Annotated in this window: 16 protein-coding genes; 4 read left to right on the forward strand and 12 right to left on the reverse strand. The window is 61.5% G+C overall.

What is annotated here, in order from left to right; translation table 11 throughout:
* Window positions 1–148 precede the first annotated feature (148 nt).
* The 7 genes from AC1POX_RS15555 to AC1POX_RS15585 form a co-directional block, all read right to left on the reverse strand.
* Entirely contained in the window at window positions 149–2,077 is a 1,929-nt protein-coding gene (locus tag AC1POX_RS15555; protein ID WP_277574240.1) for an alpha-L-fucosidase, read from the reverse strand.
* Window positions 2,078–2,495: 418 nt separating this feature from the next.
* A protein-coding gene (locus AC1POX_RS15560; protein WP_481108586.1) for an IS3 family transposase occupies window positions 2,496–3,598 on the reverse strand; the annotation gives its coding sequence in 2 pieces (ribosomal slippage) (window positions 2,496–3,340 and window positions 3,340–3,598; 1,104 coding nt in all).
* Window positions 3,599–4,072: 474 nt separating this feature from the next.
* Entirely contained in the window at window positions 4,073–4,378 is a 306-nt protein-coding gene (locus AC1POX_RS15565) for a hypothetical protein (protein ID WP_372356362.1), read from the reverse strand.
* 25 nt (window positions 4,379–4,403) lie between these two features.
* Window positions 4,404–5,558 carry an RHS repeat-associated core domain-containing protein gene (locus tag AC1POX_RS15570; RefSeq protein WP_277574242.1) on the reverse strand — a complete coding sequence of 385 codons (1,155 nt, stop codon included), beginning with the start codon at window positions 5,556–5,558 and terminating at the stop codon, window positions 4,404–4,406.
* Between the two features lie 249 nt (window positions 5,559–5,807).
* Entirely contained in the window at window positions 5,808–6,299 is a 492-nt protein-coding gene (locus AC1POX_RS15575; protein ID WP_372356363.1) for a hypothetical protein, read from the reverse strand.
* 20 nt (window positions 6,300–6,319) lie between these two features.
* A complete protein-coding gene (locus AC1POX_RS15580) occupies window positions 6,320–9,418 on the reverse strand; it encodes an RHS repeat domain-containing protein (protein WP_277574243.1) in 3,099 nt (1,032 codons plus the stop codon).
* 524 nt (window positions 9,419–9,942) lie between these two features.
* A complete protein-coding gene (locus AC1POX_RS15585; RefSeq protein ID WP_277574244.1) occupies window positions 9,943–12,717 on the reverse strand; it encodes an RHS repeat protein in 2,775 nt (924 codons plus the stop codon).
* 1,061 nt (window positions 12,718–13,778) lie between these two features.
* On the opposite strand from AC1POX_RS15585, the gene mutS reads away from it, so the two are divergent.
* The 3 genes from mutS to katG all read left to right on the forward strand — a co-directional run bounded on the left by mutS (window position 13,779) and on the right by katG (window position 19,913).
* On the forward strand, window positions 13,779–16,334 hold the full coding sequence (gene mutS, locus AC1POX_RS15590) for a DNA mismatch repair protein MutS (RefSeq protein WP_372356364.1): 2,556 nt from the start codon (window positions 13,779–13,781) through the stop codon (window positions 16,332–16,334).
* A 287-nt stretch (window positions 16,335–16,621) separates the two neighbouring features.
* Window positions 16,622–17,236, forward strand: coding sequence for a DUF937 domain-containing protein (locus AC1POX_RS15595; RefSeq protein WP_184422321.1), 615 nt, complete (start codon window positions 16,622–16,624; stop codon window positions 17,234–17,236).
* A 430-nt stretch (window positions 17,237–17,666) separates the two neighbouring features.
* Window positions 17,667–19,913: a catalase/peroxidase HPI gene (gene katG, locus AC1POX_RS15600; RefSeq protein ID WP_372356365.1), complete on the forward strand. Its 2,247-nt coding sequence runs from the start codon at window positions 17,667–17,669 to the stop codon at window positions 19,911–19,913.
* Between the two features lie 123 nt (window positions 19,914–20,036).
* Here the strand turns inward: katG and AC1POX_RS15605 are convergent, their stop codons facing one another.
* The 3 genes from AC1POX_RS15605 to AC1POX_RS15615 all read right to left on the reverse strand — a co-directional run bounded on the left by AC1POX_RS15605 (window position 20,037) and on the right by AC1POX_RS15615 (window position 22,079).
* The gene (locus tag AC1POX_RS15605) at window positions 20,037–20,444 is read right to left on the reverse strand and encodes an RNA-binding S4 domain-containing protein (protein ID WP_127167941.1); all 408 of its coding nucleotides are present in this window, start codon (window positions 20,442–20,444) and stop codon (window positions 20,037–20,039) included.
* A 224-nt stretch (window positions 20,445–20,668) separates the two neighbouring features.
* Window positions 20,669–21,325, reverse strand: a complete 657-nt coding sequence (locus AC1POX_RS15610; RefSeq protein ID WP_031421634.1) for a glutathione S-transferase family protein — start codon at window positions 21,323–21,325, stop codon at window positions 20,669–20,671.
* 58 nt (window positions 21,326–21,383) lie between these two features.
* Window positions 21,384–22,079, reverse strand: a complete 696-nt coding sequence (locus AC1POX_RS15615) for a helix-turn-helix transcriptional regulator (protein ID WP_031421633.1) — start codon at window positions 22,077–22,079, stop codon at window positions 21,384–21,386.
* 398 nt (window positions 22,080–22,477) lie between these two features.
* Here AC1POX_RS15615 and AC1POX_RS15620 point away from each other — a divergent pair, with 398 nt between their 5' ends.
* Window positions 22,478–23,971, forward strand: coding sequence for an MATE family efflux transporter (locus AC1POX_RS15620; RefSeq protein WP_029818941.1), 1,494 nt, complete (start codon window positions 22,478–22,480; stop codon window positions 23,969–23,971).
* A gap of 268 nt (window positions 23,972–24,239) precedes the next feature.
* Here the strand turns inward: AC1POX_RS15620 and rplS are convergent, their stop codons facing one another.
* Complete coding sequence (gene rplS, locus AC1POX_RS15625) at window positions 24,240–24,647, reverse strand: 50S ribosomal protein L19 (protein WP_338334557.1); 408 nt, start codon at window positions 24,645–24,647, stop codon at window positions 24,240–24,242.
* Window positions 24,648–24,792: 145 nt separating this feature from the next.
* Window positions 24,793–25,551, reverse strand: a complete 759-nt coding sequence (gene trmD, locus AC1POX_RS15630) for a tRNA (guanosine(37)-N1)-methyltransferase TrmD (RefSeq protein WP_136733446.1) — start codon at window positions 25,549–25,551, stop codon at window positions 24,793–24,795.
* Window positions 25,552–25,559: the final 8 nt, after the last annotated feature.

Genomic DNA, 25,559 nt, shown 5'->3' on the forward strand with positions numbered 1-25,559 from the left:
AGGCAGGTTGAAGATTCAGATCACCGCGTGGTGCGACTGCGGCCAGCGCCCTCTCCATCGCTTCGCTTGACGTATTTCGACGCACGAAACTGTCGCCACCCAGCAATCCCCTCCCACGCGACGCACGGCCGCGCGGGAGTGCAGGCTCTCATCGCAAGCGTGAGAACGCGCCGATCCCTGCGATCGCCAGCCGCTCGGCGGGCACGGCCGTCTCCGCGAACGACAGCCGCAGATAGCGGATCTGGCGGACTTCGGGGAAATTCAGCCGCTGGGTCGAGAGCGCATAGGCGATGTTGGAGAGCTCGCCCGCGCCGGCCGGCTGCCAGTGCTGGCCATCTTCGCTGGTTTCTGCGCGATAGCCCTTCGGCGGCGCCGCACCGGTCATCACTGCGCGCGAGGGCGTGAGGCTGAACCCGGCAACCTGACGCGAGCCGCCGAGGTCGATGGTTACCTGCACGGGATGGCCCGGCGTCGGTGCGGGCGTGATCCAGATCGTGCTGGCATCGTCGTCGAGCAACGTCTCCGCCCCTGGCGCGCTCGCCTCGACGATGCGCCAGCCGGCGGTGGACAGCACATCCGGCGCTGTCGCCATCGGACGTGCGACCGGCACCGGCGCAACGGCGCGGAACAGGGCAAATTCGCTGATCGCCGGGCAGACCGGCGCCTCGAGCACGACCAGGCGCACCCGGCGTGCGGCGATCGGGCGCTCCAGACGCACGATCCGCTGTGCACCGATGCACTGCGCCTCGGCCAGCCGCCGCCACTGCCCATCGACCTCGGCTTCGACCGCGAAGCGGGTGACGCGCACGCCCAGCGGCAGATACTCCCGCAACCGGATCAGGTCGAAGCTGTGCGCGCTCGACAGTTCCAGCGTCAGCGTCGGCGTGGTGACCTCGTCCGGCGTGGACCAGTAGCTGTCCGGCTGGCGATCGAGTACGCGCGCCGGCTCGAACCCGGCACCGCGCGAGGCGCTGGCGCTGGCCTTGGCGCCCTTGGCCAGGTCGATGGCAAAGCTGGCGCGGATCGCGTCGCCGAAACTCTGCAGCACCGTCACGTCGTGGTCGGGGATGCGGCCGCGCCGGTCGGGCGGCAGATTCAGGTTCATGTTGGTACCGCGCGCCACCGAGGTGTCGAAATAGCGCACCAGATTCTCCGGGCTCCGCACCTTGCCGTCTTCGTCGGCGTGATAGAACCAGCCCGGACGGATCGACGTATTGGTTTCGGCCGGCCACCACAACGCCCCTCCGCGCACGCCGGAATTGCCGTTTTCCTGGGTGTACGGCGCATTGGGCATGGTCGGCCAGGACGGATCGCCGGCGATGCCATCTTCGTTGCCGCCCCACCGGATATCGGCGCCAAGCGGATCGAAGGTGCATGCCATCGGCTGATGCTGATGCACCAGCTCGATCATCCGTGGCCAGTTGTAGTACGCAGGCGCATCGATCTTGCGCGATTCGCGCGCCCCACCGTAATAACCATCGCCGCCATTGGCACCGTCGAACCAGAACTCGAACAGATCCCCGTAGCCTGTGCAGAGTTCGACGATCTGCTTGCGGAAATAGTCCAGATAGCCAGGGCGGCCATATTCGGCGTGGTTGCGATCCCAGGGAGACAGATAGATGCCGAAGGCCAGGCCGGCGCGTCGACACGCCGCGGCCATCTCGCCGACGATGTCACCCTTGCCGTCTTTGTAGGGCGAATTGCGGATGCAATGCTCGGTCAGGCGTGTCGGCCAAAGACAGAATCCATCGTGATGCTTGGCAGTGAAAATAAGCCCTTTCAGATTGCCGGCCTTCGCAGCAGCGACGATCTGGTCGGCTGAAAAATCGCTGGGATCGAATTTGCGCGGATCCTCGTCGCCGTAGCCCCATTCCTTGTCGGTGAAGGTGTTCATCGCAAAATGCACGAAGGCATATTGCTCCCACCGATGCCAGCGCAGCTGGCGCGGGCTGGGCACCGCACCCCACGGCGCCGGCCCGCTGGCACGCGGCGTCTGCGCGATGCGCGCTGCCGACGCGCCGAAGCTGGCGGCAGCGGCCACCACACCCGTGGCAAGAAAGGTACGACGATCGATCATTGGCGACTTCCGACTTTGCACAAGTTTCGATCTTAGCTTTTCCGACGGCGAAGAGTCCCAAAACAACAGCCGGTGTGTGCAATGCGCCGCGCACACGCAGGCATTTGCGCGACGAGCGCCGAATAACGTGCCAAGCAAGTCGAGCAAGCGCCGTTTGACGACTGATGGCCGCGCCGCACGCTGCGTTGTTGGTGCTCGCATGGCCGCATCTTGCGTACGCGAAGCAAGTTCCGCGAACAGAACGAACAGTGGCTGGCCGACGACAACCAATAAGGACCACACGACAGCGTCGGCGTGCCAACACCTGCCAAGTTTTGTCATCAACATTGACCGTAGAGGTCTGATCTTGACCGGTACTGATTTGCGGGAAGTCCACAGGTTGACCCCGACGTCCCCCCGCTCTGAGTAGCGGCCGGGTTTAGAGTCCGGAGTTGATGATATCGGTGTTGGCCAGCTGTTGGGCATACGCAGATGGCGTCATGCCGCCAATGGCCTTCTTGGGTCGCTCCTCGTTGTATTCGCGTCGCCAGCGTTCGATCTCGGTACGCGCATGCAGCAGGGTTGGGAACCAGTGCTCGTTGAGGCATTCGTCGCGCAGCCGGCCATTGAACGATTCGACGTAGGCGTTCTGGTTTGGCTTGCCAGGCTGGATCAGCCGTAACTGCACGCCACGCGCATGTGCCCAGGCCACCATCGCTTTGCCGCAAAACTCCTTGCCGTTATCTGTGCGGATCACCTGTGGCAAGCCGCGACTGTGCGCCAGCCGATCCAGCACGCGTGTCACGCCATGGCCCGAGATTGCGCGCTCCACCTCGATGGCGATCGCTTCGTGGGTTGCATCGTCCACGATCACCAGACACTTGATCACTCGGCCTTCGGCGCTGCGGTCGAACACGAAATCCATCGACCACACCTGATTGGCCTGCGATGGCCGCAGCAGCGGCTGACGCTCTCCTATCAGCACCTTTTTGCGCTTGCGGCGCCGGACCTGCAGCTGCTGCTCGCGGTACAACCGCTCCATACGCTTGTAGTTCACGATGCGTCCTTCCTGTCGTAATTTGAGATAGATCATCCCCACACCATAACGGCGATGGCGATGCGCCAACGCACAGATGCGTTCGCGCAGTTCGACGTTGCGATCTTCGCGCGGGCAATATCGCAGCGCACTGGCGCTCATGCCGATCACTGCCAACGCACGACGCTCGCTGGCACCACGCCCGATCCACTCGCGCACCAGCATGCGACGCGCCGGTGCGCTCACCACTTTTTTCGCAGTGCATCCTTGATCAGGTCGTTCTCGAACAGCTGCTCGGCCAGCAACTTCTTCAGCCGCGCGTTCTCGGACTCAAGGTCCTTGAGCCGCTTGGCATCGGGCACGCTCATCCCGCCGAACTTGCTGCGCCACAGATAATAGGAAGCCTCGCTGAAGCCATGCCGCCGGCACAGGTCCTTGATCGCCACACCGGCATCAGCTTCGCGCAGGAAGCCGATGATCTGTTCTTCAGAAAAACGCTTCTTCACGTCCAATCTCCTCGAGTTAGGGAATTGGACTCCAAACTGAGGTGCTACTCAAAATCGGGGGGGCGTCGACCCACCCCCAATAAACCGGGCCACTGTAAAGTAGAGATTTCGCCGCGCTTGGGCTCCCGTGGATGACGAGGATCAGGCGATGAAGTTCTAGCGAAATTGGTTCATGCAAAAAATGAGGGCAGTAAGCCTGCTTATCACGGCCACCCTCAGCTTCTCAAAACGCACATCCCAAACTATTTAAAGAGGCGGCCAATCAATAATTTATGGGGACACCATGGCCTTTGACGGGAATTTAAAAATCGGCAGATCTTTACATTCAACGGACGCTCCAACACTCTTGCAACCCCGAAAATTTTCTACAAACTCCTTCGCAAGAGCCAGGTTTGCATCAGTTACACCCCTGACAATTAAATGTGTTGAGTTTACAGCTCTTGCCTTAGAATATACAGCCTCGACTATCCCGCCCTAAAAATCAATAAATTTACAAACCCCATCATCTTCAGTGCAATCCTCAAATTTTCGGTCAAGAATCTTACTCTGAATGTCAGGATTTCCCCCGGAATAAACTGAGGCACTTAAACCACCAGCCATCTCGACCTCATATACAAAAAAATCAGAAGCCAAACTAATTTTCACTTTCTCGCCGGACGCCACACCAAAACAGGAGTTATCAGTATAGATATTGCAGTACAAATAATTAATTCTTTTACTCTCAGCTGAAGCGCCCGTAAAGCTCATAAGGACAACCAACCCCAAAGCCAATTTAGGCATGAAATTAAAATTTCCCATAATCAAACTATTTCTCCTCTATATAAATATTCTTTCTACTTGAAAGTATCTCACCCATATTCCTATCGTCAGGAGGATTGCCAAGCTCACCCATGAGGTTCTTATCATATCCAGCTTCAGGAGTGCTCACGCGGTTCCCACTCGCGTCAACAGTAGCCAAATAGTGATCGTCCGCCCTCATCAAATGTCCTGCTTCATGAGCTGCCTCCCCGTACGGCATTCCGCGAGAGGTTATATTCCACTCCCCAGTCTTACCATCCTTGACAAAGGACGCGCCTTGAGACGCTTTGTCTGACGTAGGCCCAGTAGTCAACGTTATTGTATTTTGCACTTTCCTGGGAGTGTCTTTAGTAACAGGAATAACCTGAACACTTACTTGCACGGAACTCCCTTTTACATTATACGCCCTACTCCATCGAGCTGATATATCACCCTTTACTGAGTCTATATTGGCCTGAGTAGCCCCCGGGCCAACAAAATTAATTGGAATGTCTATACTTATTGAACCATCCTTCGCAGTAGTTATAACTGAATTGCGTCCATCCGGGTCGGTGAACCGATACGGATTGTTGTTTGCATACCAGTAGCGATTGAAGTTCGCTGCAAGCACCGAATCCGCAGCTACCGGGTCCACGCTCAGGAACCGCCCCAGGTCCTGGTCGTAGTAGCGCTGCTGCATGTAGGTCAGCCCGGTCGCCCCGTCCATGGCGTGCCCGGTGTAACCGATGCCATCGACCGTCTTGCCGATGGGGCTGCCGTAGGGCTGATAGTCGGTGCGCTCTACCACATGCCCCGCCGTGTCCGTCACAGCGATAGGGCTGCCCAGCGCATCGGTGTGCTGGAATTTGATGGTTCCTGAGTTACGGGTGGCAAGCAGGCTCCCATTGAGATAGACGTATTCCATGTTGCCCTTGCCCGACGCCCCTGTGTAGAACAGCTGGCCAGCCTGGGTATAGACCTGAACGGTCCGCGTCGTGGGTCGGCCAGCTATCGTGCGACGGCCGTAGGCATCGTAGGCATAGCTTTCCTTGCCGGTGACATCTCGCAGACGATTTCCGTAGTCAAAGGTATAGGCTTGACCGTTCTTGTTCTTGAGGTTGCCCTGCGGGTCGTAGCTCAGCCCGACGGTGGTGGCGCCCGCATTGTTCTGGACATTGGTCAAGCGGTTCTTGGCGTCATACTAGTAATTGTTCTCGCGCACACCTGCTTGAGAAGAGGACTCATTATTCTGGGCAGCTCCAGCTAGCGCCTGAATCGCATTTACATACGCAATTGCCGAATCAAGCACGGCCGTCCGCATTGTAATCAATGTGTATTTTGGAGCATCAACAGCCAAAAACTCATAAACGTTTCTTCGGATAACGAATCAAGCAGACAACAAAATCCCTCATTAGCTTAACATATACCCAGACTACAACACCTTTAACAACGGCCTGTTACACAAACCTTTCGCGCAGAGGTAAATTCTATTTTTCGCAAGCTGCACTGCTTCGAGCGCCGATTCCGTGCCCGCGGCCAGATACTTAACCTTTAGCACGCAAGCCTTATCAGATGTAATGTAAAATTCCATCACATTATATATTTCACCAGAGGAAGAACGCTCCTCTCTTTCATAATTCTTTCTTGGCTGTATATCAGTAGGCGTGTCGCAAGCTTTGCTTTCCCTAATAACTACAAGCTCTTTCGAACTATCCGGCGCAGTCAGCCTCCAGATGCGGTCCCTCCCAGACTCAATCATATTGAGACCAGCATCGGCCTGAATAATACACCAGTGATTCATTTTAACAGTGCACGTAACTACTGGTGCTGCTGTCGGCTTCGGCCCAACACGAGAAGAAACGTCACCATCTGATGCCACCGCTTGTAGACCGACGCCACCTGCGGCAAAAATAATAAGGCTCAAAAATCCCGCTCGATAGCATCTCATTTACAGGAACTCCCTTGCATCGATGAGCAATTAAATACTTTATTACCAGGCTGTGTTGAATTATTTTCAATCTCGTCCCTGGTTTGCTGACTGGCCGGCTGTCCACCATAGTCTCTCATGATCGCACCTTGCGTTCCAGGAACATCATTACTCAGTTGTGCTCCGCCAGCGTCAACACCACCTTTATATTGATCGCCCGCCCCCAAGGTGTGGCCCATTTCATGGCCTACAGTGATCGACCCAACCGCATCTGGCGCCATCTCCACATTTCTACCATTAATTTTATCGACATGAGATCGATTATTTGACCCAGGCGCATCGCTTAATGCATTATTAGTTGAAATCTTTACCGTATCAGCTCCAGAACCTTGTCGGAATAGAACAACCATATTTTTACCGCCTGATGTTGGACCATTGAACTTTGACGCCTGAACTTCTATTTGAGCGTTGGAGAACTGACTTTTGTTATCGTAGCTCTGTATGACAACCATCACCCCATTGGGAAAATTGTAATATTCAGCCCTTCCATCTGGATCTTTGAAACTATACGGATTGTTTGACGCGTATCTATAGCGATTGAAGTTAGCCGCCAACACCGAGTCCGCGGCCACCGGGTCCACGCTCAAGAACCGCCCAAGGTCCTGGTCGTAGTAACGCTGCTGCATGTAGGTCAGTCCGGTCGCCCCATCCATGGCATGACCGGTGTAACCGATGCCATCGACCGTTTTGCCAATGGGGCTGCCGTAGGGCTGATAGTCGGTGCGCTCTACCACATGCCCCGCCGTGTCCGTCACAGCGATAGGGCTGCCTAGCGCATCGGTGTGCTGGAATTTGATGGTTCCTGAGTTACGGGTGGCAAGTAGGCTCCCATTGAGATAGACGTATTCCATGTTGCCCTTGCCCGACGCCTCTGTGTAGAACAGCTGGCCAGCATTGCTATAGACCTGAACGGTCCGCGTCGTGGGGCGCCCAGCTATCGTGCGACGGCCGTAGGCATCGTAGGCGTAGCTTTCCTTGCCGGTGACATCTCGCAGACGATTTCCGTAGTCGAACGTGTAGGCTTGACCGTTCTTGTTTTTGAGGTTGCCCTGCGGGTCGTAGCTCAGCCCGACGGTGGTGGCGCCCGCATTGTTCTGGACATTGGTCAAGCGGTTCTTGGCGTCATACCAGTAATTGTTCTCGCGCACACCTGGAAGCTTGGCGGTGAGGATGTTGTCCAACACGTCGTAGGTATAGCGGTTCCAGTTGTCGCCGCCGAACCGCTCCGAGCCCGCCTCCATCAGGCGATCCAGTCCGTCATACCCCATGTAGCGGTTGTAGGCCGTCCCCCGCTGCTGATCGATGATGGCGCCGACGTTTCCATTGGCGTCGTATTGATACTCGAACGAAGCGACATTGTTGTCCCGCACCTGCTGGGGCATCTGACGCCCGTTGAGCACGAGCGAGTGGCTCACGCCATTGCCATAGGTGAACTGCCGCGCGGCTCCATTCGGGTAGTAGCCAATCCCCGTAGCGTAATTGCCCCCCGCCTGGTCACGGACAGCAGTCGGCTGTCCTAATGCATTCGGTGTGTAGCTGATGACCAAGCCGGTCGGATACGTCTGATTCGCCAACGCTCCGTTCGCGTCATAGCCGTAGCCGATGGACCAGGTATACCAACCGGTTTGACCAGACGATTCGGATGTCGGCATCCGACGTTTGTTGTAGCTGTAAGCATTGACGACAGATGAGCTACCGGCATCGTTCCATGTCGTGACCTGTGCAGGCAGGCCGTCCGGCGTGTAGGACCAGTCTTGGTTGCCATTCTTGTCAGGGAACCGCAGGGTCTTGAGGCGATTGCGAGTGTCGTAGGTGCGCACCACCTGGCGGCCACTGGCAGCCGCGGCTTCCAGGTCGCAGCTGGTCGTGCTGGGAAGATCAAGGCCACTGGCCGACCAAGCCAGATTGCCAGCCGCGTCGTAGGCCATGACGGTCGACCCGCTCTCGGGCTCAATCACTTTGCACAGCTGCTGGTTCGCATCGTAGACGTAGCTACGGGCCGCCAGGCCAACGCCATGCTCCACCGGTGGCGGTGCTACCACCTGCACCACCTGATTGCTGGATTCATTACCGAAATCACCGGCACCATCGCGCATTCGCCAACGCAGGTTGTAGCCGCCCGCACCAAGGGGGGCGCGGAGGCTGAAGTTGAAGTCCACACTTCCGCCAGGCGGAACATCGGATGGCAGGCCCACTTCGCCTGGCGACCATCCTCGCGTATCGCCAACCAACACAGCCCGATAGCCCTGCCCCTGGCGCCAAGTGACATTTCCCGTGTTCGTGAACCGCACCGACCCGGTGACAGAACGTCCGGTTGGGAGCTGCGCGGGCATGTTCTGAGACACGAAAGCAGCATTACGCTGCATAGCAGGAATCGAGAGTGCACCCGACCCATCAATGAGGGAGTTGTCCCGACCGACCGGAGAAATGCCATGGATATAGAACGGCTTGCCGCCTTGGCTTCGAATCAGGTCTTCGGTCACTGGAATTGAGAAGCGGTAGTTGCTTCCTGACGATGAGCAAGCGCTGGCAACGCCCGGTTCGCTGGCAAGGTTCGCACTGGCGATGGCCGCAATCGTGCCGCTGCCGGCGGGCCCGCCCGCATACATATGGACGTCGATCGATCGGCGTAGTCCTGCAGAACACGCCCAGCCGACAATCGCCTTGTTGTCCTGGATACCCTCGATCCGCCCTTTGATCACCGATGCAGGCACGGCCACTGCGCCCGACCCGGAAATAGTGTCGTTTGAGGCACCTACCGGAGACAGGCCATGGATATAAATGGCCTTACCGCCGTTCTGGATGATGAAGTTCTCATCGATGGGGAACGAGAATCGGTAGTTGCTGCCCGAAGCACTACAAGCGCTAGCAATGCCGGCATCACTTGGTAACGTAGCTGCGGTAGCCGCGGCAAAGGTGCCTGAGCCAGCAGGCCCGCCTAAATACATGTGCACGTCGACAGAACGATTCAGATTCGTCGAGCACGCCCAGCCTGAAATGGAACCGTAAGTGACGCTGTCGATGTTGCCTTTGATAAGGGATGGGAGAACGTTCACGTAAGTTGGAGAACCTACTCCACCAAACCAGGCAACCCCATCCCTCACCATCCGCCATTGGAAAAGGGTGGATCCCGCCGTGAGAGGCGCACGGACCGTGAAGTTAAAAGTAGTGCTTGATGGATAGGCCACACTTGAGGCCAGTTCAACACGCGAGGTTCCCCACGTCGTGTTATCTGTCGGCCCTAGACTACCCAACCGATATCCTTCTTGCGGCGTCCACGTCTTCCATCCGGTGTTCTGAAAAGTGATGCTCGCCGTATACGATTGACCAACCACCATTGTCGTTGGGACTGACCCGCCGATGTATTTTGAGTCGTTCTCCTTGAGCTCCACAGGTGAAGGGCACTCATTGGCCGATCCTGCGGTCGAGCCATCAGGACATTTCCGTGCAGCTTCGGACGGCCCAGCCAAGACGCTGAGCACTAGCAGAGCGGCAATGGTCCAGCGCACCTTTAGCCTACCGCTCTGTCGTCTAAAAACATTTATTTCCGACGCTCTCATCGAAGATTCCTTTCGACCGATCATTGCGCGCCTCGCTCTATCCTGATTGCCTTACCAAAGACGTCCCGAGCAATCGATGTTCGTGCAGATTCGGGAAGCTGCACCCACACGGGCGCGTCATAGACCGGTTGATCGAACACCTGGTAACCCGTGCGCGTCTGAGCACCTCGCGGGTTCGTGACTAGGGTTTGTGCGCCAGGCAGATACTGCGTGATCGTGGTCAGCAATCCCTGCTCGCTGTCCTGCGATACCGCAGTGGGCCTGCCCACCACGTCGAATTCGGTCCAGATCCCAGTGCTCGCCGCTTCGGTGCTGCTCGGGTAAGACGCAAAGACGGCTCGTCCCTCATGGTCGTAGGCGAAGCGCTTGGTCCGCAGCGTTCCCGCCAAGTTTGCCGCGTCGTATTCCCGCGTCAACAGCGGCTGCCACAGCGCATCAAAGTAAGTGATCTTCTGCGCGTTCCCGGTAGTCACGGTCTGGCGCCAGTGGCCAGCGCCGATGCCATATTCGTCGCTCCCCACCCGCTCGAACGTCTGTGCAGTCGAGTTCCACGCTGTGCTGTCGCCCGATGGGTAGTTCGTGGCATTCAGCCGCCCCATCGCGTCATAACCATACGTGGTCGCAAATCCATTCTCGTCGGTGGTCTGACGAATCCACCCGTTGTCGTCCACCGAGGCGGACTTGGCCGTGCCATCGGCATTTGCAACCGTTTGGGGAATGCCACGCTTCCAACCGGACAGGGTCGTTGCATTTCCCAGGCCATCCTTGACCTGGGCCAAGGTCCCATCGGGATTGTAGGTGTAGCTTGCGACCAGCCTCCCGTTGCTCCACTCCGTTCGGGGCAATGCATTGCTGCCGTAATCGACCTGAGAGGTGACGATGCCGGTGTTGATGTTGCGAGCAATGGCAGTTTGCCCTAAGACCCAAGCGCCGCGTTCGTCGTAATACGTGGTCTCGTCAGTGCGGCTGTGCCAGGGACTGAAGCGTTCGATCCGCAACGGACGGGCGAACTCATCGAAACACGGCTGGCCACTGCAATCGGCCACACGCCAAACGAACTGATCGCCATTGTCTATGGTCGTCACTTGACGGGCTGGCCGATGCTCTGCTGCTACAGTGTTATCACCCCAATCGCCCGCTGGATACATAGTGCGGGCTGCATAAGGCGAGGTGGACGCCGCTGCGTAGTCCGTCAGTTTGCTTCGCGTTGCACCCGAGCCGTTCCATCCAAAGTCTTGCTGAAGCAGCAATCCCTCGTTAGCCCGATAGCGATTACCAAACCGGTAGCGGGTGGTTTGGCCCGCAGGATCCTTGACCGTGATGTCTCGGGTGATGGGCGAACCGGCATTGCACTCGACGTATCTGGAAGGGTCGAGTGGCTTCGGGTTTGGACTTGGCTGCCAGCAATTGTTTGGTGTTCCATAGTTGTAAGACCACGTCAGGCCTTGGGATGGCAATCCCGGGCCGGAGATACGCCGACTGGTCACTGCCATGACATAGAACTGGTAAGGGATGTCTGAGTAGGCTTCCTGGATATGACAGACTCGAGGCACCCAGGACCGACCCATTAACATGGAATTGAGCGTGTAGTCGCTGCGAGCACCGGTGGGGGCAGTGATGCTTCCTACAACATTGTTGCGAGACCAAGGACGAATGTTGTCGCAGTCTGGCGGCTGGCTATAAGTCACGCGCGCACGAGACAAGGCAAGCAAATCGAATGTCCAGCCGCTGCCGTCAGGCAGCGTCACTGTATCCAGGGTGTCGCTGTAGCCGTAAGACCAGGTTCGCCCGCCTGTGGTCACGGAGGTGATGGTTTTGCCATCCCCTCCAGCATACGACAGGTCAATGCGACGCCCATCGCTGGCAACAATGCTTAGAAGCTGCCACGGAGCACTGGGATTCCAGTTATAGGTCACCGTGTTGCCAAAGCGATCCGTCACCCGAGTCGGATAGATCAGGACCTCTTCCCTCACCAAGTTGTAGTTGAGGCCAACCATGGGGACAATTCCGCCGACGGCGGCAGTTTGCATCGCACTTCCCGCGGAAATCGACTGAGGAGCTGGTGACGACTTGTGCAGTGCTGGGTAGCTGCGTGACACCAAGTGATTGAACGAATACATCGAGCCTTGGGTGTCCACTAACTCAAACCCTTCACCGCGAGCACCGGCTTCACTTGCACCATCCAGTGAGGCTAAGCATCGGATTGCAGACCCATCTTTTAGGACAATGGGATACGTCCTTCCATCTGCTGGCCTCAGGGCTCCAGCAGACGCTTGAAGAAGCTCTTGGTCGCCAGCACCTGGGCGGTATGCAAAGCTTCCCCGCCAATACTCCGGGGCATCGAAGAAACCGCCCTGGACCTCGATGACTGGAGGCCGACCGTAGAGGCTGCAACGGTTGTTGACGAGATCACGCGCGGCTTCAACAGTCCACCCGCTGCCAGAAAAGACCCCGTGCATGTAAGGAATGTCCAAGTCCCAAAGCTTGAAGTGCCCTTTTGTAGGACTTCCGACTGAGAAGCGACGACCGATGCGCACCTGGAGGGCGTTGTTGCCCTTCAGATCCACGTCGGTTTGGACGATCTCCATCGACCCGGTGTAGAGGTTGATGTTCTCCCCAAAGAGCTGGTCGCCAGGACTCCTCACCACTGCGCCCGATTGGATCAACTTGCCATAGTCGTCGTAGACATCCTCGGCCGCACCCAGTGCAGGCGACAGTCCAACCAAAGCAGTCAGCGCCAATCCAAACACGCGTCTCTGACGCGAGGTCCTGCCCGATTCCATAGCATCTTCCAAGTTGACGACTGACCAAGGCCAGCACGAAGCTCATCGGTATCCATAGGCAGGCCAATGCTCCCCACAGCAAGCAGCGGCGCTCGCTCACGCAGGCAATGGCCAGCCCTAGGTAGAAGGTTTCGAGAGCGCGCGAAGCGCGACAGCAGTCATTCCCCAATGCTCTCGCGCAGACGAAAGTTGCGCACAGGGATTGGCTTGTCAACGCGCTACAGAGAGCTAACGCGGCCCAGCCCACGGCTTCGGCAATGCCAAGATGTTGACGGCGCAAGAGTTCGGGTTCGCAAAACCTTGAACTAGAGCGCTTGGCCTACATTGCAATCAGATAATTCTGACGAAGTTATTAGTGCTTTTCAGACAAGCGAAGCTAGCAGTCTCCCGCTGAAGCCGTGTGCGATGGGCGCCAGATGCGCGGCAATGCGAATGACGAATCGCCCCAAGCTGCCCGCGCAGGTGAATCACTGTGACCGCCCTCAGCTTGTTCGCTGGCGTTCCAAACTTGCTGATGGGTAAATCGTCGCCGGCTCTTGCATCAGCGCAAGCCGCTGCGGCGCTGCGACACGAGCCTGTACCAGGCTGATCACGGTGACGCTGCCCGATTAGAGGCGACGCACCGATTCGTAGGTTGTTGCCCGCTTTTCCACGTAGAAGCAGGCCCCGGCAAGGGCTTCCGCTTGTCGTCCAGAAGCCAGCCGGCCTTCCGTTCTCCGCCCGGACGCTTGGACATGACAGCCAATCGCCTACTGAGACGCATGTCAGCCCTTCCCTATACCGAACTGCCAAGGATTTTTTGGTGGGTGGGCTTAAACTTGGAGCCCGCGCTGACGCGGGCGGTTCATGGTCCCTCACCACATGCTGTATGACTTCAGCTCCCCGTCCGTCTGGCCGCGACACGGATTTCGTCCCGCTGAGAGGGTCGTCGCAATCGCCGTGCTACAAGGCATCGCGAATCGTCGAAATCGCCCCTGATTGACTGCCACATCCCGGAAGAATATTTCTTGCAAAGCACTGATACAAAAGAAAAAAACAAGAACGCCAGCGGAGCCGTCGAGCACACGCCGCTGATGAAGCAATTCTTCGCAGCCAAATCGGATTACCCCGACCTGCTGCTGTTCTTCCGCATGGGCGATTTCTACGAGCTGTTCTACGACGACGCGCGCAAGGCCGCGCGGCTGCTCGACATCACCCTGACCCAGCGCGGTAGCTCCGGCGGTGCGCCGATTCCCATGGCCGGGGTGCCGGTGCATGCGTATGAAGGCTATCTGGCGCGCTTGGTGGCACTGGGCGAGTCGGTGGCGATCTGCGAGCAGATCGGCGATCCGGCGCTGGCCAAGGGGCTGGTCGAGCGCAAGGTGGTGCGCATCGTCACGCCGGGCACGGTCACCGACGAGGCGCTGCTGGACGAACGTCGCGACACCTTGTTGATGGCCATTTCGCGCAGTAAACACGGCTACGGCCTGGCCTGGGCCGATTTGGCCGGCGGGCGCTTCTTGGTCAACGAAGTGGACAGCGTCGATGCGCTGGAAGCGGAAATCGCGCGCCTGGAACCGGCCGAGCTGTTGGTGCCCGACGAAGACAACTGGCCGGACTTCCTGCGCGGACGCATCGGCGTGCGGCGCCGGCCGCCGTGGTTGTTCGATGCCGACAGCGGGCGCCGACAGCTGCTGGCGTTCTTCAAACTGCACGATCTGTCCGGCTTCGGCATCGACGACAAACCCTGTGCCACGGCCGCCGCCGGCGCGCTGCTGGGCTATGTCGAAGAGACCCAGAAACAGCGCCTGCCGCATCTGACCTCGATCGCGATGGAAGTGGCCAGCGAGGCCATCTCGATGAACGCGGCCACGCGCCGGCATCTGGAGCTGGACACGCGTGTGGATGGCGATACGCGCAACACCTTGCTCGGCGTGCTGGACAGCACCGTCACGCCGATGGGTGGGCGTCTGCTCCGGCGCTGGCTGCACCGTCCGCTGCGCCTGCGCGATGTGCTGTTGCAGCGCCACCATGCGGTCGGCACGCTGATCGATGCAGGTGCCGATGCCGATCTGCGCGAAGCCTTCCGTGCGCTCGGCGATCTGGAACGCATCCTCACCCGCGTAGCGCTGCGCTCGGCGCGGCCGCGCGATTTTTCCACCTTGCGCGATGGCCTGGCGCTGTTGCCGAAGGTGCGCACGATCCTGGCACCGTTGGATTCGCCGCGCCTGCAGACGCTGCATGCCGAACTCGGCGAGCACGATGCCACCGCGCATCTGTTGATCAGCGCCGTGGCCGAGACGCCGCCGCTCAAGCTCAGCGACGGCGGCGTCATCGCCACCGGCTACGACGACGAGCTGGATGAGTTGCGCCGCCTATCCACCAATGCAGATCAATTCCTGATCGACCTGGAACAACGCGAGCGCGCCAGCAGCGGCATCGCCACGCTCAAGGTCGGCTACAACCGCGTGCACGGCTACTACATCGAGATAAGCAAGGGCCAGGCCGAGAAAGCCCCGTTGCACTACAGCCGCCGGCAGACGCTGACCAACGCCGAACGCTACATCACCGAAGAACTCAAGAGTTTCGAAGACAAGGTGCTGTCCGCGCGCGAGCGTTCGCTATCGCGCGAAAAACTGCTGTACGAAGGTCTGCTCGACGCACTCGGCACCGAGCTGGAGGGTCTCAAACGCTGCGCGGGTGCCTTGAGCGAACTGGATGTCCTGGCCGGCTTTGCCGAACGCGCGCAGGCGCTGGATTGGTCGCAGCCGGAACTCGATCATGCGCCGTGCCTGCGCATCGAGCGCGGCCGTCACCCGGTCGTGGAGGCGGTACGCGAGCAACCATTCGAGCCCAACGATCTGGACCTGCACAGCGATCGCCGCATGCTGGTGATCACCGGCCCGAACATGGGCGGTAAATCGACCTACATGCGGCAGAACGCGCTGATCGTGTTGTTGGCGCATATCGGCAGCTATGTGCCGGCCAGCCGTGCGGTGATCGGGCCGATCGACCGCATCCTCACCCGCATCGGCGCCGGCGACGACCTGGCGCGCGGGCAATCCACCTTCATGGTGGAAATGGCAGAAACCAGCTACATTCTGCATCACGCCACGCCGCAATCGTTGGTGCTGATGGACGAGATCGGCCGCGGCACCTCCACCTACGATGGCCTGGCACTGGCCGATGCCGTCGCGCGCCATCTGGCGCAGACCAACCGCTGCTACACGCTGTTTGCCACGCATTATTTCGAGCTCACCGCACTGGCCGACGAATCGCATGCCGGTGGCGCCAGCGGCATCGCCAACGTGCATCTGGATGCGGTCGAACATGGCGAGCGTCTGGTGTTCATGCATGCAGTGAAAGATGGCCCGGCCAATCGCAGTTTCGGCCTGCAGGTGGCGGCGCTGGCCGGCCTGCCCAAGGCGGCGGTGACGCAGGCGCGGCGGCGGCTAGTGGAACTGGAACAACGCGGCGGCGAAAGCCACAGCGCGCAGATGGCACCCACCGCGCTGGATGCGCCACAACAGTTCGGGCTGTTCACCGCACCCTCCTCCGCTGCACAGGAAGCCTTGCAGGCGCTGGACCCGGATGAGCTCACTCCCAAGCAGGCGCTGGAGGCGCTGTATCGGTTGAAGGCGTTGCTTTGAGGTGCCGGGATTGGGGAGTCGGGATTTGGGATTCGTAGGAGCGGGGCTGCATGGCTGACGTTTGCTGCGCGTGCGGATGCTTTGCCATGCGGGAATTGGTGATCGGCTTGATGCTGTTTTGCGGAGGTTTGTTAGCAGAATTTGGAAGCCGTCGAGGCATGGTTGCGTGATTGCGATGTCCTGCATCGCGCCGTGCGTAACGCGCGGCGTGTGCTTGCCGCCGGATTGATCTGTCGGCGCGACGGGCGCACCCTGCCGCAACGCTTCGCCAGACAGGAAACCTTCCGATGACCATGTCCGCTTCGTTGACCGATCAACTTGCCGCGCAATTGCAGGGCCCGCAGCTGCAGCAACTCGCCGGCCGCCTGGGCATTGCGCCTGAGCAGGCGCAGTCGGCAGTGCAGGCCGCGCTGCCGTTGCTGATGGGTGCGCTGGGCCGCAATAGCCAGCAGGCCGGTGGCACCGACGCGTTGCTGGGCGCACTGCAACGCGACCATGCCGCCAGCCCGGACCTGGGCAGCTTGCTCGGCTCGTTGTTGGGCGGCTCGGCCACCGGTGCGCAGGGCAACGGTGCCGGCATTGTCGGCCATCTGTTCGGCGACAAGGCGCCGCAGGCCGCTGCCGGCCTGGGCCAGGCCACCGGGCTGGAGACCAGCAAGGCCAGTCAGTTGTTGCAGTTGCTTGCCCCGATCGTGATGGCATATCTGGCCAAGCGCTTTCTGGGCGGCGATGCCACAGCCAGCAGCCAGCTCGGGCCTGCGCTGGCACAGGAACATCAGCAGGTGCGCAGCCATCCCGGCGCCGGCGGGTTACTGACCAGCGTGCTGGACCAGGACGGCGACGGGCAGCTGGGCCTGGGCGACGTCATGAAGCTGGGCGGCAGCCTGTTCGGCAAACGCTGAGCCGGCAGGCCAACCGGGCGGCCGCCTCTGTTGCAGATGCGGATGACGGCCTGCAACCCCATGCAATGGGCGTGCGGCACGCCGGTCGGGCACCGGCGTGCTATCCATAGTGGCACGCTATCGATATGGTTGAATAATTCGAATTCACCAAATCATCGATGGTCCTTATCGTGTCCGGACGCCACCATGATGAGTCCGCCTGATGCATGTCCCTGCGATCTCCGCCCGCTCCCGGCCGACGTATTCCGGGCCTTCCAGGCAGGCGCTAGCATCGACGAACGCGGCGGCCACGTCAGACCGGTATCGCTCGTACCTTCCCGCAATCCCGATGACCCAGCCTTAAGCCCCGTCCGCCACTTCGACTCCAACAGCACGTGTCTGCAACCTTCGGCACGCAGCTCCCCAAGTGCTCCCGCACACAGGTATTGCCATGACCACCGAAGCAAAGTGCCCGTTCAACCACGCCGTCGTCGGTACCGGAACCACCAATCGCGATTGGTGGCCCAAGCAGCTGCGCGTGGATCTGCTCAGCCAGCATTCGAGCAAATCCAACCCGCTGGGCCAGTCGTTCAACTATGCCGACGCATTCAAGCGCCTGGACCTGCAGGCGCTCAAGCGGGACCTGCATGCGTTGATGACCGATTCGCAGGACTGGTGGCCGGCCGACTTCGGCCATTACGGCCCGCTGTTCGTGCGCATGGCCTGGCATAGCGCCGGCACCTATCGCATCGGCGATGGACGTGGCGGTGGCGGACGTGGGCAGCAACGCTTCGCCCCGCTCAACAGCTGGCCGGACAACGTCAGCCTGGACAAGGCGCGTCGCCTGCTGTGGCCGATCAAGCAGAAGTACGGCCAGGCCATTTCCTGGGCCGACCTGATGATTCTCACCGGCAACGTCGCGCTGGAATCGATGGGCTTGAAGACCTTCGGTTTCGCCGGTGGCCGCGAAGATACCTGGGAGCCGGATCAGGACCTGTACTGGGGTCGCGAAACCAAGTGGCTGGGTGGCGACGACCGCTACTCGCGCGGTTCGCCGGGCGTGGACGAAGCGCACGGGGTGCTGGTGAAGGACGACGACAGCCAGGTGCCGCATACCCGCGACCTGGAAAACCCGCTGGCCGCGGTGCAGATGGGCCTGATCTACGTCAATCCGGAAGGCCCGGACGGCAACCCCGACCCGATCGCCTCCGCGCGCGACATCCGCGACACCTTCGCGCGCATGGCCATGAACGATGAAGAGACCGTGGCGCTGATCGCCGGCGGCCACACCTTCGGCAAGACCCACGGTGCCGGCCCGGCCGACAACGTGGGTGCCGAACCCGAAGCCGGCGAGCTGGAAAGCCAGGGCTTGGGCTGGCACAACCGCTATGGAAGCGGCAAGGGCGCCGACACCATCACCAGCGGCCTGGAAGTGACCTGGACCACCACGCCGGCGCAGTGGAGCAACGATTACTTCGACCATCTGTTCGGTTTCGAGTGGGAGCTGAGCAAGAGCCCGGCCGGCGCGCACCAATGGGTGGCCAAGAACGCCGACTCCATCATTCCCGACGCGCACGACGCCTCCAGGAAGCATCGCCCGACGATGCTGACCACCGATCTGGCGCTGCGCTTCGACCCGGCGTACGAAGCCATCTCGCGGCGTTTCCAGCAGCATCCCGAACAATTCGCCGATGCCTTCGCACGCGCCTGGTTCAAGCTCACCCACCGCGACATGGGCCCGCGCTCGCGCTACCTGGGCGCTGACGTGCCTGCTGAAGAGTTGGTGTGGCAGGACCCGGTGCCGGCGGTCGATCACCCACTGGTCGATGCGCAGGACGCCGCCGCGCTCAAGCAGGCCATCCTGGCCTCGGGCCTGAGCGTGGCGCACCTGGTATCCACTGCGTGGGCGTCGGCCTCCACGTTCCGCGGCTCGGACAAGCGTGGCGGCGCCAACGGTGCGCGCATCCGCCTGGCCCCGCAGAAGGATTGGCAGGCCAATCAGCCCGAGCAACTGGCCAAGGTGCTCGCGACGCTGGAACGCATCCAGGCCGACTTCAACGCTGCGCAATCGGGTGGCAAGAAGATCTCGCTGGCCGACCTGATCGTGCTGGCCGGTAACGCCGCAGTGGAACATGCAGCGCAAGCCGCCGGCCACCAGGTCACCGTGCCGTTCGCACCCGGCCGTACCGATGCGTCGCAGCAACAGACCGATGTGGAATCCTTCGCCGTGCTCGAACCGGTGGCCGATGGCTTCCGCAACTTCGCCAAGCGTCGCTACGCAGTGCCGGCCGAAGCGCTGTTGATCGACAAGGCCCAGCTGCTTACCCTCACCGCGCCGGAGCTGACCGTGCTGGTCGGCGGCCTGCGCGTGCTGGGCGCCAATGTCGGCGACTCGAAGCATGGTGTGTTCACCAGCCGTCCCGGTGTGTTGAGCAATGACTTCTTCGCCAACCTGCTCGACATGCGCACCGAGTGGAAGGCCACCTCGGAGGCGAAGGACGAGTACGAAGGCCGCGACCGCAGCACCGGCGAACTTCGCTGGACCGGCACGCGCGTGGACCTGGTGTTCGGCTCCAACTCCATCCTGCGTGCGGTGGCCGAGGTCTACGCCAGCGCCGATGCGCAGGAGAAGTTCGTGCACGACTTCGTTGCCGCCTGGACCAAGGTGATGCAGCTGGATCGTTTCGATCTGGCCTAAGCGTGCTCACTCACACGCACCTGCCAACACCCAGGTGCGTGTTCCACCTAATGCAAACGCCCCGAATCGCCGGGGCGTTTGCATTTGCGGGTCGATTGCATGACAGCCTGCGCCGACAGCGCGCTACAACGCGTCGATATCGCCCAATGCCGTGATCAGGCGGCGCGCACGCTTGTCCGGTTTACCCTCGGGCGCACGGTAACCGGTGCGCTCGGCCGCGCGCTGCAGGCGCCATTGCGCGCGGGCCTCGCGCGAACTGTCGGTTTCGATGTAAAGCGCCTGTGCGACCGGGGCCGGGCCGCGCACATCGCTGAGCGCGGCAACGGTGATCTCGAAGATTTCGCCGCCGCGGTCGATACGCAGTTGTTCGCCGCTGCGCAGCGCACGCGACGGCTTGGGACGCTGGCCGGCCACGTCGACCTTGCCGGTCTCCACTGCATTCTTGGCCAGGCTGCGCGTCTTGAAAAAGCGCGCTGCCCACAGCCAGACATCCAGCCTGACCGTCATCGCCTGTTCCAGCTCTAGATTCATTCGTCTCGCGGTCTCGTGTCGTGCGTTGGCTCGCGCAGCACGCCTTGCATGCGTGCAAGCGCTGCGATCTTGCGCAAACGCCGGCTCGCTTGCCGGCGCCTTCGGCGACGATGGCGTGCGCCACACCCGATGTTTGGGCAACGACTGCGGAACTCAAGCGGGCAGAACCAGGTGCGGCCTGGTCCGCACCGCAGGGCAGCACCGCCAGCGGACCGTCGCCGCCGCTAGGTGTTCGTCGTGTCCACGGTGCGCGGCATGTCCGGGTTCGGATGCGCCGCAATCAACGCATCGTCGGCAGCGTTGGCACGCAGTGCCGCAGGTCGGGCGGCATGCCGTTGCGCGAAGGCAGTAAACGCAGGCCGCGGCTCCAGCATGCCGGTACGCGTGTAGAAACCCACCACCGCCGCCATGTACAGGTCGGCCGCGCTGAAGCACGCGCCGGCCAGGTATTCGCGGCCCGCGATGGCCTGTTCCAGGGTCTGCAGAAGGTCCGCTTCGTGGCCGTAGCCGGCGCTGCGTGCCGGTGCCAGCACGCCGCTTTCCTTCGCGGTCAGCAGCGCCTCCACTGGGCCGGCCAGGAAAAACAGCCAGCGGTAATAATCGGCGCGCGCCGGCGATCCCGGCGGCGGCGCCAGATGCCGCTCCGGCACCAGGTCGGCCAGGTAGGCACAGATCGCCGCGTTTTCGGTGACGACCGTCTCGCCATGGCGCAGCGCCGGCACCTTGCCCATCGGGTTGATCGCCAGATAGTCCGGCGCCTTCATCGTGGTGCCGTAGTCGAGGATGACCGTCTGGTACGGCAGGCCGGTCTCCTCCAGCATCCAGCGGGCGACACGGCCGCGTGACAACGGGTGGGTGTAGAGCACGATCTCGGTGGACATGGGCAGACTTTCCTGGTGGACAGCCTGCAGTCTGGTCGTGCCCTGCTGACAGGTGCTGTCAGCAGTCGGCTCCGTAGCCGGTCGCCGCGCGCCAGCGCTTGATCAGCAGATGCCGGCGCGAGGGATAGCGTTCGCCATCGTCGGCCAGGGCCAGCACCCGGTCGGCGCGGAAATGGCGGAAATCGCCGCGCAGTTCGCACCACGCGGCGATCATGCCGTAGCCGCCAAGAAAGGCCATCGCGAACGGCCAGACCCGCCGTTGCGAGGCAGCGCCTTCGGCATCGGCATAGTCCATCCGCAGCACGTGTTCGAGCCGGATGCCGCGACGCAGGATCGGCAGCCACGGTGCGGGCGGTTGCGCGGCATCGGCCGCAGGCACCAGCAGCCCGCTGGTCTCGATCGATGCGCGCAGGTTGCCGGGCAGCGTGGCGGTGATGCGCGCTACCGCACGCTGCGCCGCCTGCGCCAGTTCCGGATCGGCCTGGCGCGCCACCCAGCGCGCGCCCAGGGTCAAGGCCTCCAGTTCGTCCTCGGTGAAATTCAGTGCCGGCAGCAGGAAGCCTGGACGCAACACATAGCCGACGCCGGGATCGCCGAGGATGTCGGCGCCCTGCGCGCGCAAGGTGGCGATATCGCGATACAGCGTACGCAGGCTGACGCCCAGCGCAGTGGCGAGCTGCGCACCGGCCACGGGCCGACGCCGTCCGCGCAGGGCGTCGAGCAGATGCAGCAAACGGGTCGCACGGATCACCATCGCGACAGCATAGTGGGCTTTGCGTCCTCGCTGCCTTGGGCCGCACAGCGATCCTGCATTCGGGTCTTAGACGAACGCGCGCACCAATAGGAATCCAATCGCGATGCAGCGATCGATCGGCGCATCAGCAGGCCAACTGTCGAACACGTCCGACCTGGCTGCGCCCCAGCCGACGCGCACTCCCCCATCCTCGCCAGGCTGCACCTGCCGCGTTGCCTATGCGGGCGCAAGCCTGCGGCAACTTCGCATGCCGCCGCCAGACAAAATGCGCAGCGTGCTCCACGATCAGCGCGCCCCACGCCGCCTCGCCGCCTCGCCGCCTCGCCGCAAGTGCGCTGCATCCGGGCTCACCTAGGCAATGCTAGTGTGCGCACCTTCTGCGCGACGATACGACTGCGATGCCCAAATCCGCTGTCCTGACCGAAGGCCCGATCGGCAAGAACCTGCTGTTGTTCGCGCTGCCGATCATGGCCGGCAACATCGCCCAGTCGCTCAACGGCTCGATCAACGCGATCTGGATCGGCCGCTATCTCGGCGAAGAAGCGCTGACCGCGGCGGCCAATGCCAACAGCATCATGTTCTTCCTGATCGGCTCGGTGTTCGGCATCGGCATGGCCTCGACCATCCTGATCGGCCAGGCGATGGGCGCACGCGATATCGCCCAAGCGCGCAAAGTGATGGGCACCAGCGCAAGCTTCTTCGGCGGGCTGTCGGCCGTGATTGCCGTGCTCGGCTGGTACCTGGCGCCGCATCTGCTGACCGCCATGGGCACGCCCGCCGCCTCGCAAACGCTGGCCGAAGACTATCTGCGGGTGATCTTCCTGGCGATGCCCACGCTGTATCTGTTCGCCTTCCTGTCGGCGGCCTTGCGCGGCACCGGCGATGCGCGCACGCCGTTCCGTTTCCTGTTGCTGTCGGTGCTGCTGGATATCGTGTTCAACCCGCTGCTGTTGTTCGGCATCGGCCCGTTTCCGGCATTGGGCATTGCCGGTGCGGCCTGGGCCACATTGATCGCGCAGGTCGTCGCACTGGCCGGGTTGCTGGTGTATCTGCGCAACAAACGCCATGTCTTGTGGCTGGGCCGGAGCGACTTGCGCCTGTTTCGCATCGACCCAGCCATCCTGCGCGCGTTGATCGTCAAAGGCGTGCCGATGGGCCTGCAGATGGTGATGATCTCGCTGTCGATGATCGCCATGTTGTCGCTGGTCAATGGCTTCGGCACCGAAACCGCTGCGGCATTCGGCGCAGGATTGCAGCTATGGAACTATGTGCAGATGCCGGCCATGGCGGTGGGCGCCGCTTGTTCGTCGATGGCCGCGCAGAATGTGGGCGCCGGCCTGTGGCCACGCGTGGATGCGGTCGCACGTACCGGCATCGCCGCCAATTTCCTGATGACGGGCCTGCTGATCGTGCTGCTGATCCTGTTCGATCGCTGGACCCTGGCCCTGTTCCTGCCCGAAGGCAGCGCCACGCTGGAGGTTGCGCGACACCTCAACCACATCGCGATCTGGTCGTTCCTGCTGTTCGGTGTCAGCTTCGTGGTCTCGGGCGTGGTACGCGCCACCGGTGCGGTGATTCCGCCGTTGTTGATCCTGGCGTTTTCGCTGTGGGGCGTGCGCGTGCCGTTGGCCAACGCGCTGTTGCCGCATCTGGGCGCCGATGCGGTGTGGTGGAGCTTTCCGATCAGTTCGGCCTGTTCGATGCTGCTGTCGCTGGCGTATTACCGCTGGGGCGGCTGGCGCAAGGCGCGCATGCTGACCGCACCCGCGCATCCGTCGGAGCTTGCGGCTGCAGCGGAAGTGCCCGCGCATCCGGCCTCACCGGTCGCCGACCCGGCCCCGCTCACCGACGCACCAGGCGCGCAGCAAGTACCGCGGACACCGCAGCGTTAGTTACGTTGGCGGCAGGCGTGCCGCCGGCTCCGTAGCCATCCCGGGCGCATGCGCTTGGAACCGTCATGGGATCGGGGTAGCCAGCCTCCGTATCTCGACCACCCGCGATCGAGAACACGGGGTTGCTGAAGAATTCCCGCAAGGCGCAGTGTGCATCATGCGTGGATGCCGCAACCGGACAGGCATTCCCAAAAACCATTCCCACAAACGCAAACAGCCGCCCGAAGGCGGCTGTTTGGCAGTGGCGGGACAGGCCCGCCAATGTGGCTCACTCGGACTTGGCAGCAGCCTGGCGAGCGGCCTTGGCCTGCGCAGCGGCGGCCAGATCTTCCTTGATGCGGGCAGCCTTGCCTTCCAGACCACGCAGGTAGTACAGCTTACCGGCGCGCACCTTACCGCGACGCTTCACTTCGACCGAGTCGATGATGGCGCTGTGGGTCTGGAACACGCGCTCGACGCCGAAGCCGTGCGAGATCTTGCGCACGGTGAAGGAGGAGTTCAGGCCGGCATTCTTGGTCCCGATCACCACGCCCTCATAGGCCTGCACGCGCTCGCGGTTGCCTTCCTTCACCTTGACGTTCACCACAACGGTGTCGCCCTGGTTGAATTCCGGCAGCTTGCGCTGGATCTGGGCGGCTTCGAAGTCAGCCAGGATGGTCTTGTTGAGTTTGCTCATGGTGGGCACCGCGTGTCTGGTGATATTGGACCGGCAGTCGCCGCACGGCGATTGCTCGAGGTTCGTAAGAGGGCCAGACGCAAGGCTGGCCAGCAAGCCGCATATTGTACCCCAATCAATCTTGCAAGAGCTAGGGGTGAGCCCTTTATTTCTCGTCGTCCGGGGCGAGTTCGCGGCGAAACTCGTCCAGCAGACGGCGATCGTTCTTCTCCAGCCCCGCCTCGTCGAGCAGGTCCGGGCGGCGCAGCCAGGTCCGGCCCAGCGATTGCTTCCGGCGCCAGCGCGCAATTGCCGCATGGTTGCCCGAACGCAATACATCGGGCACATCGCCCCATGCATGGGTCGCCGGATGGCTGTAATGGGGGCAATCGAGCAGGCCTTGCGGGCCTTCGAAACTGTCCTGGGCGGCAGATTCGGCATCGTTCAATACGCCGTCCTGCAACCGCGCCACCACGTCCACGACAACCGCTGCACCCAATTCACCGCCGGACAATACGTAATCGCCGATGGAGATTTCCATCTCCACCGCCTGCGCCAGAAAGCGCTCGTCCACGCCTTCATAGCGGCCGCACAACAACACCATGCGCGGCAACTGCGCCAACTCGCGTGCGAGCGCCTGCGTGAGCGGACGCCCCTGCGGACTGAGGTAGATCACGGGCGCTGGCCGCGCATCTGCGGCCTGCACCGTATCCAGACAGGCCCGCAACGGCTCGATCAGCATCACCATGCCAGGCCCACCACCGAACGGACGGTCGTCCACGCGGCGATAGTTGCCCTGCGCATGCTCGCGCGGATTCCAGCCCTGCAATTCCAGCAAGCCGCGCTCCTGCGCCCGCCCGACCACGCCGAACGCCGCGCATTGCGCGATGAACTCGGGGAACAGGCTGATGACGTCGATGCGCACTGGAGAAT

The sequence above is a fragment of the Xanthomonas sp. NCPPB 3442 genome, assembly GCF_056725145.1.

Coding starts and splice junctions, on each gene's coding strand:
- AC1POX_RS15555 (WP_277574240.1), bottom strand. CDS start 2,077: ATGATCGATCGTCGTACCTTTCTTGCCACGGGTGTGGTGGCCGCTGCC.
- AC1POX_RS15565 (WP_372356362.1), bottom strand. CDS start 4,378: ATGCCTAAATTGGCTTTGGGGTTGGTTGTCCTTATGAGCTTTACGGGC.
- mutS (WP_372356364.1), top strand. CDS start 13,779: ATGAAGCAATTCTTCGCAGCCAAATCGGATTACCCCGACCTGCTGCTG.
- AC1POX_RS15595 (WP_184422321.1), top strand. CDS start 16,622: ATGACCATGTCCGCTTCGTTGACCGATCAACTTGCCGCGCAATTGCAG.
- katG (WP_372356365.1), top strand. CDS start 17,667: ATGACCACCGAAGCAAAGTGCCCGTTCAACCACGCCGTCGTCGGTACC.
- AC1POX_RS15605 (WP_127167941.1), bottom strand. CDS start 20,444: ATGAATCTAGAGCTGGAACAGGCGATGACGGTCAGGCTGGATGTCTGG.
- AC1POX_RS15610 (WP_031421634.1), bottom strand. CDS start 21,325: ATGTCCACCGAGATCGTGCTCTACACCCACCCGTTGTCACGCGGCCGT.
- AC1POX_RS15615 (WP_031421633.1), bottom strand. CDS start 22,079: ATGGTGATCCGTGCGACCCGTTTGCTGCATCTGCTCGACGCCCTGCGC.
- AC1POX_RS15620 (WP_029818941.1), top strand. CDS start 22,478: ATGCCCAAATCCGCTGTCCTGACCGAAGGCCCGATCGGCAAGAACCTG.
- rplS (WP_338334557.1), bottom strand. CDS start 24,647: ATGAGCAAACTCAACAAGACCATCCTGGCTGACTTCGAAGCCGCCCAG.